Source organism: Chryseobacterium sp. 3008163 (assembly GCF_003669035.1).
In the GTDB taxonomy this organism is placed as follows: domain Bacteria; phylum Bacteroidota; class Bacteroidia; order Flavobacteriales; family Weeksellaceae; genus Chryseobacterium.
This window is the reverse complement of record NZ_CP033070.1, coordinates 3153594-3168983: the sequence shown is the minus strand read 5'-3', so window position 1 is coordinate 3168983 and position 15390 is coordinate 3153594. Positions and strand designations below refer to the sequence as shown.

The 15390-nt window shown below is 34.8% G+C and carries 11 protein-coding genes and 3 pseudogenes; 6 read left to right on the top strand and 8 right to left on the bottom strand.

The window, feature by feature from the left end; all coding sequences use genetic code 11:
- Positions 1-1170, top strand: coding sequence for a carboxypeptidase-like regulatory domain-containing protein (locus tag EAG08_RS14505; protein ID WP_129536052.1), 1170 nt, complete (start codon positions 1-3; stop codon positions 1168-1170).
- Here EAG08_RS14505 and EAG08_RS14500 read toward each other — a convergent pair.
- The 3 genes from EAG08_RS14500 to hutH form a co-directional block, all read right to left on the bottom strand.
- Complete coding sequence (locus EAG08_RS14500) at positions 1167-1616, bottom strand: GNAT family N-acetyltransferase (RefSeq protein ID WP_129536051.1); 450 nt, start codon at positions 1614-1616, stop codon at positions 1167-1169. The genes EAG08_RS14505 and EAG08_RS14500 overlap by 4 nt on opposite strands.
- A gap of 123 nt (positions 1617-1739) precedes the next feature.
- Positions 1740-3242 (bottom strand): S8 family serine peptidase, encoded by a 1503-nt coding sequence (locus EAG08_RS14495; RefSeq protein WP_129536050.1) that lies wholly within the window; start codon positions 3240-3242, stop codon positions 1740-1742.
- A 156-nt stretch (positions 3243-3398) separates the two neighbouring features.
- Positions 3399-4889 (bottom strand): histidine ammonia-lyase, encoded by a 1491-nt coding sequence (hutH, locus tag EAG08_RS14490; RefSeq protein ID WP_129536049.1) that lies wholly within the window; start codon positions 4887-4889, stop codon positions 3399-3401.
- A gap of 128 nt (positions 4890-5017) precedes the next feature.
- On the opposite strand from hutH, the gene EAG08_RS14485 reads away from it, so the two are divergent.
- Together EAG08_RS14485 and uvrC are read left to right on the top strand one after the other, a co-directional pair.
- Positions 5018-5782: a hypothetical protein gene (locus tag EAG08_RS14485; protein WP_129536048.1), complete on the top strand. Its 765-nt coding sequence runs from the start codon at positions 5018-5020 to the stop codon at positions 5780-5782.
- 89 nt (positions 5783-5871) lie between these two features.
- Positions 5872-7665, top strand: coding sequence for an excinuclease ABC subunit UvrC (gene uvrC, locus EAG08_RS14480; RefSeq protein ID WP_129536047.1), 1794 nt, complete (start codon positions 5872-5874; stop codon positions 7663-7665).
- A 73-nt stretch (positions 7666-7738) separates the two neighbouring features.
- Here uvrC and EAG08_RS14475 read toward each other — a convergent pair whose 3' ends face one another.
- Positions 7739-8551, bottom strand: a complete 813-nt coding sequence (locus EAG08_RS14475) for an anti-sigma factor domain-containing protein (RefSeq protein WP_228446588.1) — start codon at positions 8549-8551, stop codon at positions 7739-7741.
- Positions 8552-8553: 2 nt separating this feature from the next.
- Positions 8554-9120 (bottom strand): RNA polymerase sigma factor, encoded by a 567-nt coding sequence (locus EAG08_RS14470; RefSeq protein ID WP_228446587.1) that lies wholly within the window; start codon positions 9118-9120, stop codon positions 8554-8556.
- A gap of 128 nt (positions 9121-9248) precedes the next feature.
- Between EAG08_RS14470 and msrB the strand changes: the two are divergent.
- Positions 9249-9731, top strand: a pseudogene (msrB, locus tag EAG08_RS14465) (peptide-methionine (R)-S-oxide reductase MsrB).
- Between the two features lie 137 nt (positions 9732-9868).
- Positions 9869-10438, top strand: a complete 570-nt coding sequence (locus EAG08_RS14460) for a fasciclin domain-containing protein (RefSeq protein WP_129536046.1) — start codon at positions 9869-9871, stop codon at positions 10436-10438.
- Between the two features lie 66 nt (positions 10439-10504).
- On the opposite strand, the gene EAG08_RS14455 is transcribed toward EAG08_RS14460, so the two are convergent.
- From EAG08_RS14455 to EAG08_RS14445, 3 genes and pseudogenes are all read right to left on the bottom strand, one after another.
- Positions 10505-11269: a hypothetical protein gene (locus EAG08_RS14455; RefSeq protein ID WP_129536045.1), complete on the bottom strand. Its 765-nt coding sequence runs from the start codon at positions 11267-11269 to the stop codon at positions 10505-10507.
- Between the two features lie 30 nt (positions 11270-11299).
- A complete protein-coding gene (locus EAG08_RS14450; RefSeq protein WP_129536044.1) occupies positions 11300-12382 on the bottom strand; it encodes a PorV/PorQ family protein in 1083 nt (360 codons plus the stop codon).
- Positions 12383-12394: 12 nt separating this feature from the next.
- Positions 12395-13272, bottom strand: a pseudogene (locus EAG08_RS14445) (DMT family transporter).
- Positions 13273-13662: 390 nt separating this feature from the next.
- On the opposite strand from EAG08_RS14445, the pseudogene EAG08_RS14440 reads away from it, so the two are divergent.
- A pseudogene (locus tag EAG08_RS14440) lies at positions 13663-15290 on the top strand (acyl-CoA carboxylase subunit beta).
- Positions 15291-15390 lie beyond the last annotated feature (100 nt).

Genomic DNA, 15390 nt, shown 5'->3' with positions numbered 1-15390 from the left:
ATGAAAAAAACAGTATTCCTTTTATTGATTATTCTGCCGTTTTATCTTTCAATTGCTCAAACGATTAAAGGAAAAGTGGTGAATGATATTGAGAAACCTATTTCAAACGTCAATATTTATTTGGACGGAACAAAGACGGGAACAATTTCTGAAGCAGACGGAAGTTTTACGCTTCAATTGCCTTCTTCGAATAACAACAGTCTGGTTTTTCAGAAGGACGATTACGAAACATTTACCATCAATACTTCGGAAGTTTTAAACAAGACCTTAAAAGTGGTTTTAATTAAAGCTAAAGAAATTGAGGAAGTACGGATTGTCCCTTATACAGAAACAGCTTACAAAAATTATATTCAGTTCTTTCTTGATTCTTTCATTGGTTATGACAAACAGAATGTAAGAATTAAGAACCAACGATCGCTGAAGTTTTCATACGATAAAGAAAATAAAATTCTAAAAGTAAAAGCTCCGCAGACTTTAATCATCGAAAACAAAAATTTAGGCTACACGATTGACTATAATTTGGTAGAATTTTCTGCCAATTTTGATGAAAACACGACTCGATTTATGGGAACCAGTTTTTTCAAAGAAACAAAAATCAATGATAAAGTAAAACTCAATAGGATGAATGCTTATGACGGAAGTCAGACTCATTTTTTCAGAAGTGTGTATGAGAACAAAGTTGCAGATGAAGGTTTCATTGTCAATCAGATTACTAAGTTTCCGAACTCAAAATATCCAACGGAAGAGGAGTTGCAGAGATTGAAAGATTTTGCAAAAACATTAAAATCAAAAGGTACACTGAGTGTTCCTGAAGACATTTTAGATATTGGTAACAGAAAAAGAAATGAACTTCCTTACAAAATTGCCATCACAAAAACTCAGATTCCTGAATCTGATTATACTAAAAAGACAGACGGCAAATTGTTTTTGGATTACGACTACATGATGCAGATTAATTTTAAAAGATATTTTTATGAACTGAAAAAAGGGCAGTTTGTGAAAGCAACGATTCCAATTATTCAGACTTCTTTTCTTCATCCAGAAGGTGAAACTTTTGAAATTTATCCTGATGGAAACACTTCAAATCCCGGAATGCTTACCAATCAGGGAGAATTTGCTAAGGATAAGATTGAAAAACTGCTACCACTGGATTATAAGCTGGGAGATTAATTTAATTCTTTCTCAAAACAAACACTGTTTTCTACGCCAATATACTGTCCGTAATTTGGAATTCTATGATATCCGCATTTTTCATACAATGCGATTGCTTCAGGTTGTTTGATTCCTGTTTCTAAAACACATTTTTTGTACCCCAATTCTTTTGCCCAAATCTCCAGTTGATGTAAAGTTTCAGACGCCAAACCCATTTTTCTCTTTTGAGGATTGGTGTACATTCTTTTCACTTCCACACTTTCTTCATTAAAAGGTTTAATAGCTCCACAAGCGACAGCTTCATCTTCCAAATAAGCAACAATGGAGTGTTTCAGCATATCAATTTTGTTGAATTGATGGTAGAAAGCATGATCTTCACCATCGCGGATTGCCAAATCTGCATCTAAAAGTTTGACGAGCTTTTGAAAATCTTTATCTGTGGAATCAACTCTCTTGAATGTCATTTTTTATTTTTCAAGCAAATTAAATTAAAATTTTTAAAATTAAAAACTTCGAGGTTGATTTAAATAAAGAAAGCTTCCATTATTGAAAGCTTTCTATAGTATCTGAGAAATTTAAACTTAACATTACTGTACAGCCTGAAGAACATTGATATTTCCATAGCCAAAATCTGCATTTTTTGTAGGGTAATAGGTCGAAGACTGTCTCATTTTATTTAAAACCTGATCTCTCGTCCACGAAGGATTTTTTGACCAGACCAAAGCTGCTATTCCTGCTGTGGAAGCTGTGGCAACCGAAGAACCTCCAACATAATCTGTCTGCGAATTGTAGTAACTCAACACCGGAATATTATTTCCTGAAGCTCTTTCCATCTGATACGTAAAATCGATTTCACTTCCTGAGTGGCAAACGTCACATTTTTGGTTAGATGTATTTTCTTTCACACCCGTTATTGCCTGTGTTTCCGGCATCCATGCAGGAAAAATGACACCAACGAAAGTCGTAAAACTTGTAGATGTTCCACCTGCGCAGAAGATCAATTTTCCTTTTGAGTAAGCATATTTCACACCGTCTTCGATCTTACCGACAGAAAAAATATGTCCCATTGACATGGAGATAATTTTCACAGAAGTATTATTTCCTAAAGCCGTAAAAGCAGTTTTCACCCCTTCTTGTTCGTGATAACCATCCAAAACGACATTAGAAGCAGCTCGGTATGAAATTAAATTCGCATTGTATGCCACACCAACTGGCTGTCCGAGATTGTTTCTTGGAGCTGCCATCGCAGAAGCCATACTCGTTCCGTGACCACATTTGTCATCTGCACCGTCGTAACCCGAACTCCAAGGCCAGACAGAATCTACATAGACACCGTTTTTGCTAATGGTTCGCCCGGAAGATGAACCGTTATTAAAACTGCCACTCAATAAACCTTGGTTAAAAGAAACTCCTGAATCGATTAATCCAATGGTAATTCCTGCTCCTGTGCTATAATTCCATGCGCTGGTAATATTGTGTTTTGCGAAAGACCACGGCGCTTTTGCATTGGGCGTAACTGTTGTGTAGTCTGCGGAACTTAAAGCTGTAGACTCCAAACCGCAACCCGATGAACTTCCGCTTGATTTGGCAACACCGCTTAGTTTGTTTTCATTTTCAAAATAATGGTAATCGGCTGGTTCAAAATAACGTATTGATTTTAATTTACGCAGTGCAATGACTGTTTCCTGCTTTTCAATATAAACATCAATCTGATTCAGATATTCGTCAGATGCCATGAGAACTCGGTCTTTTTTGCCTTCGTACTGTGAAATTACCTCAAGAATTTCGTTCTGTAAAGCTTCAGAATTGGAAGATTTGCTTCGATCGAAATCATCTTTAGAATCTCCAAAACCTATGGATGCAACTTTATTTCCCTGAACAATTCCGCTCCATAGAAAGTGGGAGGAAGATTCGTTCCAGGAAAATCTGCCTTTGGTTTTGGTGGTTTCGTTAATCTTATCATTGATTTGTCTCGCTGTGAGCGGATCTGTTTGTACAATTTCGCTCTCAATAGCCGATGTCTGAAGATCATCATTGTTGCATGAACTCAAAGCGAATGCAGTGAGTAAGAAGAATACACATTTTTTCATAGTAAAATTTTTGTTTGGTTTTACCAAATTAGTATTTTCTATTGAATTACAGATACTTGATGATTGAAATTTAATATTGAGTGCATAGAATCCTAGGTCTTTTAAACAAAAAAGCTTCCGATGTGGAAGCTTTTGATTTATTATAAAATTAAAGAATTAAAAATTCACTACAAATTTTCTCTCATTAATCAATTCGGCAATAGCCAACATATCTTTTCCAATCAATCTATCTTCTTCTAGTTTTTCAACTTTCGTACGAAGAATTGCGAAGTTTTCTTCAATAATTTTAGAACATTTTGCAGGTCTTCTAAATTCTAAACCTTGCGCTGCAAACATCAGCTCTACCGCTAAAATGTTTACTAAATTTCCTAAAACCTGATTGAATTTTCTTCCCGAAATACTTCCCATAGAAACGTGATCTTCCTGACCCAAACTTGTAGGGATTGAATCTGCAGAAGCTGGGAAACAAAGTGTTTTATTCTCCGTTACTAATGCCGCAGAAGTATATTGCGGAATCATAAATCCTGAATTTAAACCTGAACTTTCCGTTAATAATCTTGGTAGACCGTATTTTCCTTCCAATAATAAATAGCTTCTCCTGTCTGAAATATTTCCCAATTCAGCCGCCGCCAAAGTTGCATAATCTAAAGGCATCGCCAGCAATTGTCCGTGGAAATTACCTCCAGAAATCGATTCTTCAGCACTTAAAACAATTGGATTATCAGTTACAGAATTTAATTCTATTTCAGTAAGTAATTTAAGATGTTCAAAAGCATTTCTGCTGGCACCGTGAACCTGAGGAACACATCTCATCGAATAAGGATCCTGTACTCTGTCACAATATTCGTGAGCTTTTAAGTTGTCAGAATTCTTTAAGAATTTAAGCATTCTCGCAGCCACTTTCTTGCTTCCTTCAAAAGGTCTGATGTCATGAAGTTCTTTCTTGAACGGACTTGCCGAACCTCTGTACGCTTCCAAACTCATTGCAGCGGTCATATCTGCCAAGTCTAAAAGGTATTCAAATTTTTCTAAACCCTTGATGGCATGCGCCAGGATAAACTGAGTTCCATTAATCAATCCCAAACCTTCTTTTGGACCTAAAACCAAAGGCTCAAGGTTATTTTTTTCAAGAATTTCAGCAGTTTCAAAAATTTCGTTTCCTACCCAAACCTGACCTAAACCTAAAAGCGGCAAAACCAAGTGTGATAAAGGTGCCAAATCCCCCGAGGCTCCTACAGAACCTTGTTCCGGAACTACCGGAATGATGTCTTTTTCAAGCATCAGAATAAATCTTTCAATCACTTCCAGAGAAACTCCCGAAAAACCTTTTGACAACGCATGAACTTTTGCAATCATCATGATTTTTGAAAATTCTTTATCAATGGGTTTTCCAACGCCAACAGCATGAGAAATAATTAAATTATATTGAAGTTGCGCCGTTTCGTCAGCAGAAATTTTAGTATCACAAAGCGGCCCAAATCCTGTATTGATACCATAAACACAACGATCTGACTCCACAATTTTCTTTACATTATCCTGAGATTTTAGGATCTGCTCTTTCGCAGTTTCATTTAATTTAGCTTTATTTGGGGCTTTGCAGATTTCCAAAACATCATGGAAACTCAAAACATCTACTCCGTATATCATTTCAAAAAATTTGCTTAAAAATACACATTTTGACGCGAACTGAAAAAGTGATATTTCAAGTTTAAAATAGATGGTTGAGAAGCCATTTATTTCACTATTTTTATCACCTTATTTAATAACTAATCTATATGAAATTCAAAGTTTTATTATTGGCACTTTCGTTGACGAGTGCATTCTCATTTGCGCAGGAAAAAATCAAATATTCTAAAGAGCAAAAAAAAGAGATGAATCAATATCTGTTCAATGAAGGTTTCAATACGGCATCTCCAAAAAAAATATCGACCATTATACTGAAAGACAATAATGAATATCAAGGTTACAGCAAATCTTGGGAAAAACAAAAAGGACAGATTCTTTCTATTACGATTGAAGATGCCGATACAGGAAATATCAAGAAATTTGAAGCTAAAGATATTGCTGAAATGTATTTGTATGCGAATGATGTAGAAAAGAATGTAAAAGCAGTGAAATTTATTTCAAACATTAGAAATTACAGTACCAAAAAATTCAAAAAACAAACTTCAGATGAACGTATTCACTTCGTTAATCAAACGGTTTCACTAAAAAACAAGAAAGAAAATAGAGAATTTCTGATGCAGGTAATTAATCCTGATTTTGCTGAATCAATTGAAGTTTATCACGATCCGTTTGCTTCTACCACTGCAACGACAGGTTTTGCAGGAGCCCCAGCTTTTGGTGGCGGAGTAACTAAATCTTATTACGTAAAAAAGGGCGACAAAGTAATATGGCTGCATAAAGATGACTTTGAAGATAACTATGAATTCTTATTTGGTGACAATGCAGAATTCATGAAAAAATACCCTAAAAAATCTGTAGAATGGGATTATTTTAGCTTTTTGGTGAGTGAATACACTGAGATGATGAACGGATAAAATTATTTAAATATAAATCTGAAGCTGTAGAATTTTCTGCAGCTTTTTTTGTGCTTTTAAATGACATCAGGATTCCGTAATTTTGCTTTATGAATCCTTCTTTAGAATTACAGCTTAAAACTTTACCATCAGAACCCGGCGTTTATCGTTATTACGATAAGAACGAAAATTTACTGTACGTAGGAAAGGCTAAACATTTGAAGAAAAGAGTTCTATCCTATTTTAATAAAAATCTTTTAGGTTCCAGAATAAAAATCATGGTTGGTAAAATCCACCGGCTTGAAACTACTATCGTAAACAGTGAGTATGATGCACTTTTATTGGAAAATAATCTAATAAAAGAGCATCAGCCTTTTTACAATGTGATGTTGAAAGATGACAAAACTTACCCCTGGATTTGCATTAAAAATGAAGATTTCCCACGAATTTTTCTCACGAGAACGAAGATTAAAGACGGTTCAGAATACTATGGACCTTATGCAAAAGTGCGCCCGGCGAAGATTCTTTTAGATACAATTAAACATATTTATAAGCTTAGAACCTGTAATCTCAACTTGGCTTCAACCAAAATCGATGACGGTAAATATAAAGTCTGTCTTGAATTTCATATTAAAAACTGCGAAGGACCATGTGAAGGTTTGGAAAGCAAAGAAGATTATGATGAAAAAATCGATGCGATACGAGGTATTATTAAAGGAGATTTCCAGACTGCAAAAAAATATTTGATCAATCAAATGATGAAATATGCTGAGAATCTTCAGTTTGAAAACGCGCAAACCATCAAAGAACGCATAGATATGCTGGAAGACTATCAGGTCAAACATACCGTGGTGAATCCTAACATTGACGATGTGGATGTCTTTGGGATGACGAGTGATGAGACGGCGGCTTATGTGAACTATTTTAAAATCAGAAATGGAAATATTATTCAGAGTTTCACCACAGAAATCAAAAAAATTATTGAAGAAAGTGACGAAGATATTTTGGAAGAAGCTTTGATTGAGATTCGTCAGAAATTTGAATCTGATTCAAAAGAAGTACTTATACCATTTCATTTGACGGTGGAAATTCCTAATGTGAAACTAATTGTTCCTAAAATGGGCGATAAAAAGCGTATCGTGGAACTTTCGGAAAAAAATGCAAAGGAATACAGAATCGAAAAGCTAAAACAGGTACAAATTGTAGATCCCGAAAGACATTCAAATAGAATCATGGCAGAAATGCAAAAACTCCTGAGAATGCCTGTCGAGCCACGTCACATTGAAGGTTTTGACAACTCTAATATCCAGGGAACCAATCCCGTTTCAGCGTGTGTTGTTTTTAAAGATGGAAAACCGAGCAAAGCCGATTACAGAATTTTCCATCCCAAAACCGTCATTGGTCCTGATGATTTTAAAACGATGGAAGAGGTAATTTTCCGACGTTATAAAAGAATGCTCGACGAAGGTGAAAGCCTGCCACAGCTGATCCTGATTGATGGTGGAAAAGGTCAATTATCATCAGCTATAAAAAGTTTAAAATTACTTGGACTGTACGGAAAAATAACGATCGTAGGTATCGCAAAAAGATTAGAAGAAATTTTCTTCCCCGAAGATCCTATTCCTTTGTATCTCGATAAGAAATCTGAAACGTTGAAAGTTTTACAAAGAGTACGTGACGAAGCCCACCGTTTCGGAGTAAAACACCATAGAACAAGAAGAACCAATTCAACCATAAAATCTGAATTGGAAGAAATTCCTGGTGTTGGAGAGAAGACGATTGAAATGCTTTTATCTAAATTGAAATCTGTTAAACGAATAAAAGAAGCAAACCTTGAGATTTTGGAAGAGATTTTAGGAAAAAGTAAAGGGAAAATAGTACATGATTTTTTTAACAATCCATAAAAAACAAAATCAGCTCAAAAATTTGAGCTGATTTTTTATAATATTTTAATCAATTTTTCTTATACTCCACCCATCACAAACATATTTTCCATCGTAGGAACTTCACTTCCCCCTTTTTCTCAAGAGTGATTGCAAAAGCTTGCGCATTGGTGATATTAGAGATTGCTATTCTGCTGTCTTTATCTTCAGAATACATTCCGGCATTTACTGGCTTACCGTCTGCAATTGCCCACAATTGATACTGCATACCTTCCGGAGCTTTTGGCAGAGAATTTGCAGATAGATAAATATCTTTGGAATTACTATCCCATAGTACTGTTGCTTTAGCCTCAGGGTGTTTTTCTACACCAGCCAATACAACTTTTTTCATATTCGGATTAGCAAAAACATCCAATTTTTGCTGCATATTCTGCATCGCCAATTGATTTGTTTTGCGTTCACTTTCTACTTTTACAAGTTGGTCATTAATTTTTGATTGACTATTCATCCAGTATAAATTAATACCGGTGCTGATTAAAAATAGAACCGCTGCTGCAATTGCAAAATTCTTCCAACTGCTGCTTTTACTTTCTTTAATTTCCTTAACTTCTTCCTCTACCTTCACTTCTTTTTCAATATTGTTTTGGATCGGAATGACAGGTTTTTCAACTTCAACTGTTTGTTCTTGTTGAATTTTAGCCCAAATTTTAGATTTTAAATCATTGGGTGGGATCACAGCCTGCGCAGTGGCAAGCATCTCAAAAGTTTTTTGTGCTTCTTCAAAAGCCTCTCTTACTTCATTATTGTTCTTCATTACACATTCCAAAATACCTGCTTCCTCGGGAGAAACATGACCTAGAATGTATGATTCTAGAATTCCGGATGATATGTACTCTTTACTATTCAATGTTATTGATAATCTTTTAATAAATCTTTTAATTTCATCAATGCATTTCGCATCTTCGTTTTTACAGTACCTAAAGGCATATTCAGTTTTTCTGATATCTCACTCTGCGTGTAACCTTGATAGTATGCCAAATCTATAAGCTCCTGTTTATCAGAATCTAAAGTTCCAAGCACATTACTAAACCCAATAAAATCTGAATTATTGGTGGTTGAAAGTTCCGCATTATTATATACGAAATCAGGAAGTGATTGGTTTTTTAACTCGTTCTGAAAGCTTTTAGATTTTAAATAATCGATTGCTGTGTTTCTTGCAATATTAATCATCCAAGTATAAAAACGTCCTTTGGCAGCATCATATTGATGAATCGAATTCCAGATTTTCATAAAAACATCCTGAATAATTTCTTCAGTATATTCTTTAGACTGCACAATTCGGAGAATCACACCATATAATGCCCCAGAATAGTGGTCATATAAGTGGTGAAAACCAGATTCGCTCTTTTCTCTGAGCAAAGCTATAAGTTCGTCTTCCGAATAGGTTGTTTTAATATGAAGTATTTTACCTACCAAATATAATAAAATAAATCGTGTAGGGCTGAAAATCTTTTAAAAAATTTATCTCGTATATATAATCATAAACAATTATTACAATCAAAATGAAAAATGCAATTACTAAAATATTTTCCACATTACTGATTATGTTGATGTTTGGAATTTATTCAGCACAGTCAGAAAATTTTAAGGCAAAAAATCCTTATTACTCAAAAACCAATACAGCTCACTTAAAAGTAAGCAATGCAGAGTGGAAAAAAATTCTTAAACCTGAACTCTATCAGGTGGCAAGGGAGGGTGTAACAGAAATGGCATTTACCGGAAAATATTATGAATTTGATGTAAAAGGAACGTACTACTGCTCAGTTTGCGGAAATGCTTTATTTCTTTCGACTTCAAAATTTGCAACGACTTGCGGATGACCTTCTTTTTATGAACCCTTGAGAAAAGATGGAGTAAAATATAAAAAAGACAATTCTCATAATATGGAGCGTACCGAAGTACTATGCGGAAGATGCGATTCTCATCTGGGACATATTTTTGATGACGGGCCAAAACCAACAGGAAAAAGATTCTGTATGAATTCGGTTTCTCTGGAGTTTGTTCCTAATCAAAAAACAAAGAAATAAATTTAATCAACTGATTTACAGTAAAATAAAATAAATTTTTAAAATATTTAAAACTAAAATCAGCATACTGTCGTAGATACCAATAACAGAGAAAGAAACTCACAACTCAAATAATAATAATTTAAAAAATTAAAAAAATGAATACAAGAACAAAATTCGTAGCGTTAGGAATGGTTGCATTATCATTCGCATTAAGTGGAAATGTAGCCGCACAGAAAATGAAAGAAAAGACGGTAATGGTTGGCGGAGCGCCAATGTATCCTTCTAAAAATATTGTAGAAAATGCAGTAAACTCTAAAGATCACAAAACATTAGTTGCAGCAGTAAAAGCAGCTGGCTTGGTAGAAACTTTACAAAGCGCAGGACCTTTCACAGTATTTGCACCTACAGATGCAGCTTTCGCAAAATTACCAGCAGGAACTGTAGAAAATTTGGTAAAGCCTGAAAATAAAGAGATACTGACTAAGATTTTAACTTACCATGTTCTTCCAGGAAAATACAGCTCTAAACAAGTTTGGGCAGCAGTAAAAGCAGGAAATGGAAAAGCAATGATGAAGACAGTTGCAGGAGAAGAGCTAACGTTCTGGACAAAAGGAAATGACTTATATGTAACCGACGCAAAAGGTAACAAAGCAAAAGTAACCATTGCTGATGTGAATCAGTCAAACGGTGTTATACATGTAATAGACACTGTTCTATTACCATAGTTTTAGTTTTTTATGGTTTATTTTAAGGAAGCCTTATCTGGATGACAGATAAGGCTTTTTTTGTATTTATTTTAAAGTGAAAACTTCCTTCGAATAATCATCGTTGCCCTTCGGCATTTCAATTACGATATTTCCGTTTTCGTAATAACCGATGGTTGATTCTCCTGAATTTAATTTTACTTTAAAAGTGTCTTTCTTACTTGTCGATTTGAATGTCGCAAAAGGAACTGAGCTGTTATTTTCAACTAAAATAAACTGACTGTCATCAATCTGAACTTTCTGTAAACTTACTTTACCGTTCGTATATTTTCCTGATTGAGGAGGAGTTGAATTTTCTGCCGCCTGGCGATTAACTTCTTTTACAGGTTCAGAAGTTTGTACTTCCTGTACAACTGTTTCTACCTGATTGGAAATTTCTTTCGGGCTTGAGACAGGAACAGTTACCAAAGCTTGCTTTAAAGCATCCTGAAAACCTTCTTCAAATTCTTTAATCGAAGTACTGGCTTTTTGACTTGCAATCACTTTACCGTTGCAATCTTTGAATTCTAAAACAACTTTATTTCTTAAAAAACCACTGTCATTGATTACATCTGCATTCAAAACGCTGCATGGATTTGAATTTGCTTCCGCCGTCCATTGACTCCTATTTCCTGAAACAACTACATATTGTTTTTGTTTAAGTGTTTTAGAAAGCAACACATCCAATTTGTATTGATCATTCTTAAATCCCTTGAATTTCTCTGGAAGGGCAATATATTTATAATCGGAAACCTTTTGGGCATACGAAAACGTAATGCAAAGAGTTGCTATTATTATTGAAAGTTTCTTCATTGTAATTAATTTAAAATAATTCTGATTTTTTTAATCGTTTCTAAATTCTCCCATATCCAATTTCAAAGAGAAAAAGTTGGAGAAGAAATTAGACCCTCCGATTCCTGAATTGCTAATGGCGTAATCAAGCGTCAGTCCTCTGTATCTGATTCCTAAACCTGCACTTGGTTGAAAAGAAACCTTTCTACTTAAATCTTCAATATCTGTAATAGATTGAAATCTATTGACCCCCAATCTCACAAAAATCATTTTCTGGTAACCTAATTCTGCTCCTGCATACGGCGTGATACTTGCAAAATCTGTTGAAAGAAGAGCTGCTGTTTTAGCAAAATCAACGTTAATACCCGCTTCTGGTAAAACATATAAACTGCTGTTGATATTGAATAATTTACTTGCACCGGCATTCAGCTTAGGCATCGTTAATTCCATTTTATCAGTAGGTGCAGGGTTAAATTCTTCCCCATTTACAATTGTTGATAATTCCTTTTGATTCACAGACCAAAAGTTTACAGTTGTGGTTGCATCACGAAGAACTCCCCCGAATTTCCAGCCATTATCAGCTTTGTAAATTGCTCCGACATCAAAACCGAAACCATAGCCGCTTGCAAATTTACCTACATTACGGTAAACAATTTTGGCATTGACACCGACATCCAATTTTGGATTTCCACCAGGATTAAATGCATAAGAAATAATTCCAGCATAATCTGATTGTGAAAATTTGGTAATTTTATCGTAATCAATATTTCCTTCAGTATCGATCAACTGAGTGGTATTTAAAATGTTATCAACTCCCAATCTTACAATCGAAACTCCGAAAACACCTTCTTCTAAAACTTTTGCGTAAGCCAGATAATCATATTTCGCAATCGATTCAAAATATTCTGCGTGCATTGCTGCTCCCTGCCAGTCTTTTGTAATCCCATTCAAACCTGCCGGGTTCCACATCGGGGAATAGACGTCATCCTGATTGGAAATCACAGCTCCACCCATTGCAAGACCTCTCGCTCCGGCACCAATATTTAAAAATTCATTGGAATATTTTCTGATGATCTGAGATTGAGAAAACCCAAATACAAGGGGAAATAGTAATAAAAGATATTTTTTCATCATGCAATTTGATGCTTAGTTAATTGTTTTTTGTTTCCTGGTTTTGATCAGAGCATTCGCTACAATCGCCAAAATCATAACGAGTGAAGCCACATAAAATACTGGACTCATGTGTTCTGATTCCCCAAAGATAAAAAAAGCTAGTATAATTCCGTAGACTGGTTCTAAATTTACTGTTAAAATTAATGTGAAAGGCGAAATATATTTCATCAGCTTTACCGATTCTAGCATCGGGAATGCCGTGAAAACACTTGCCAACAAGCATATTAACGCCAAATCTCTGTAATTTATTTCATTCATCGAAAATATTTGACCAGATAATAAATAAAATACAGTCAAAATAAGCCAACCGCTGAAGATTTCGTAAAAAATAATATTGCCCGGACTGGTTTTACCAAATAGTTTTCCATTGAAAACAGAAAAGATAGTCCCAAAAACGGCACAAAGAATACCAAAGAAAATACCTTCTTTATACTGAAACTCTGTTTTAAAAATAAGAAGAATACACGCAACAATCACAACTCCCATGACAACTTCTGAAACATCTACTTTCCTTTTAAAAACGAGAGGTTCTAAAATGGCTGCAAACAATGTAGACAAAGAAAGGCAGCTTAAAGCAATTGAAACATTCGAAACTTTAATAGAATAAAAAAACATAACCAATGCAGCGCCATGAAAAATCCTATAGCAGAAAGCTGTAAAAAAAGTTTTTTGGAAACTTTAATACTTTCCTTTTTAAAAACTCTGATGAAAACAAACAGAAATATCGCAGCAAACAGCATTCTGTAGAACACCAAAATATGTGCATTGGCAGTAATCAGTTTTCCCAAAATTGCAGTAAATCCCCACAAAAAAACAATCAAGTGCAATCTGAAAAGAGCTAATTTTTGCATGTCTATTGATATCAAATTTTTAACAAGCAAATTTACGAATAGGTTTTAGTAAAACACAGAAATATTATCCTATAAGAATGAAAAAATATTGAGTGAAATTAAAAAAAGTGAAATTTTCTTCATAATACATAAAAAACCCTGAAAGTCTGTTCAACTTTCAGGGCCTTCAAATAATAAACTATTAAAAAAATAAACTAGGAACAGAGGATTTATAACGGAGTAATCAGCTCCTTTCCTCTTATGTAAAATTATAAAAAAACAAACATAAAAAAACTTAACTGTGTTAAATATTTCATAATTTTATGATTTTCAATGCGTTGAATCATAAAAATTTGTAATATATTATTTTTTATAAAAGTAGTATCTTAGGCACATTAAAATAGAAATTTCATGGATATTGAATTCAACAAACGAGAAGATCAAAACAAATTAAAATTATCTGAAATAAATCGTTTACTTTCTGAAATAAAAAAGGCGGTGGAGAAAAAAGACTTCAAAAGCTTCGTGATGAAGGGAAAATGACGGCGAGAGAAAGAATAGATTATCTTCTCGACAAAGATTCAGATTCCATTGAAATTGGCGCTTTTGCAGGTTACGAAATGTATGAAGAGCACGGCGGCTGTCCAAGTGGCGGAGTTGTGGTAGTAATGGGCTATGTTTCAGGAAAACAATGTCTGGTTGTTGCCAATGACGCTTCTGTAAAAGCAGGTGCGTGGTTTCCAATCACCGGAAAGAAAAACCTAAGAGCTCAGGAAATCGCAATGGAAAATAAACTTCCAATTATTTATCTTGTTGACTCTGCAGGTGTTTATCTTCCAATGCAGGATGAAATCTTCCCAGATAAAGAACATTTCGGCAGGATTTTTAGAAATAATGCGAAAATGAGCGCCATGGGAATTATTCAGATTTCTGCTGTGATGGGAAGTTGTGTTGCGGGAGGAGCTTACCTGCCTATTATGAGCGACGAAGCTATGATTGTTGATAAGACAGGTTCTATTTTCCTTGCCGGAAGTTATTTGGTGAAAGCAGCTATCGGTGAAAGTATTGACAATGAGACTTTGGGTGGTGCAACAACACACTGTTCAATCTCGGGAGTAACAGATTATAAAGCTAAAGATGATCAGGATGCTTTGAACAGAATAAAGAATATCATGAAATCTATCGGAAGCTACGAAAAAGCAGGTTTCGACAGAATTGAAAGTTTTCCACCAAAAGAAAATATAGATAACATTTTCGGAATCATGCCGGTTTCCCGTGCCGACCAATATGATACTTTAGAAATTATCAAATGTCTTGTAGACAATTCTGAGTTTGAAGAATACAAAGCAGATTACGGACAAACTATCATTTGTGCTACGGCAAGAGTTGACGGATGGTCGGTAGGAATCGTCGCTAATCAAAGAAAGCTCGTTAAAAATGGTAAAGGAGAAATGCAGTTTGGAGGAGTAATTTACTCCGACTCAGCTGACAAAGCAACACGTTTTATCGCTAACTGTAACCAAAGAAAAATTCCATTAATCTTCTTACAAGATGTAACAGGTTTCATGGTTGGTTCAAAATCAGAACATGGTGGAATCATTAAAGACGGTGCAAAAATGGTGAATGCCGTGGCCAATTCTGTAGTTCCTAAATTTACCATCATCACAGGAAACTCTTACGGCGCCGGTAATTACGCAATGTGCGGAAAAGCTTATGACCCAAGATTAATTGTAGCTTGGCCATGGGCAGATCTCGCTGTTATGGGAGGTTCTCAAGCTGCTAAAGTTTTAGCGCAAATTCAGGAATCTACTTTGAAAAAACAAGGAAAAGAAATCACTGAAGAAGCTCATAAAGAAATTTTAGATTCCATCTCTAAGAAATATCAAAAGCAGACAGAAGCTACATATGCAGCATCAAGATTATGGACGGATGCGATCATTAATCCTATTGATACCAGAAAATGGATTTCTATGGGAATTGAAGCCGCTGATCATTCTCCTATTACTGAAAAATTCAATTTAGGAGTTATCCAAGTCTGATCAATACTCAATTGTACAATATTTTGCCTCACTTTAGAAGTGGGGCTTTTTTATTATGTTAAATAGTCCTAAAGAATTATAAACTGTCTTAACGACATAA

Excerpts from the sequence above, each read along its gene's own strand:
- EAG08_RS14505 (WP_129536052.1), top strand. The coding sequence starts at position 1 with ATGAAAAAAACAGTATTCCTTTTATTGATTATTCTGCCGTTTTATCTT.
- EAG08_RS14500 (WP_129536051.1), bottom strand. The coding sequence starts at position 1,616 with ATGACATTCAAGAGAGTTGATTCCACAGATAAAGATTTTCAAAAGCTC.
- EAG08_RS14495 (WP_129536050.1), bottom strand. The coding sequence starts at position 3,242 with ATGAAAAAATGTGTATTCTTCTTACTCACTGCATTCGCTTTGAGTTCA.
- hutH (WP_129536049.1), bottom strand. The coding sequence starts at position 4,889 with ATGATATACGGAGTAGATGTTTTGAGTTTCCATGATGTTTTGGAAATC.
- EAG08_RS14485 (WP_129536048.1), top strand. The coding sequence starts at position 5,018 with ATGAAATTCAAAGTTTTATTATTGGCACTTTCGTTGACGAGTGCATTC.
- uvrC (WP_129536047.1), top strand. The coding sequence starts at position 5,872 with ATGAATCCTTCTTTAGAATTACAGCTTAAAACTTTACCATCAGAACCC.
- EAG08_RS14460 (WP_129536046.1), top strand. The coding sequence starts at position 9,869 with ATGAATACAAGAACAAAATTCGTAGCGTTAGGAATGGTTGCATTATCA.
- EAG08_RS14455 (WP_129536045.1), bottom strand. The coding sequence starts at position 11,269 with ATGAAGAAACTTTCAATAATAATAGCAACTCTTTGCATTACGTTTTCG.
- EAG08_RS14450 (WP_129536044.1), bottom strand. The coding sequence starts at position 12,382 with ATGATGAAAAAATATCTTTTATTACTATTTCCCCTTGTATTTGGGTTT.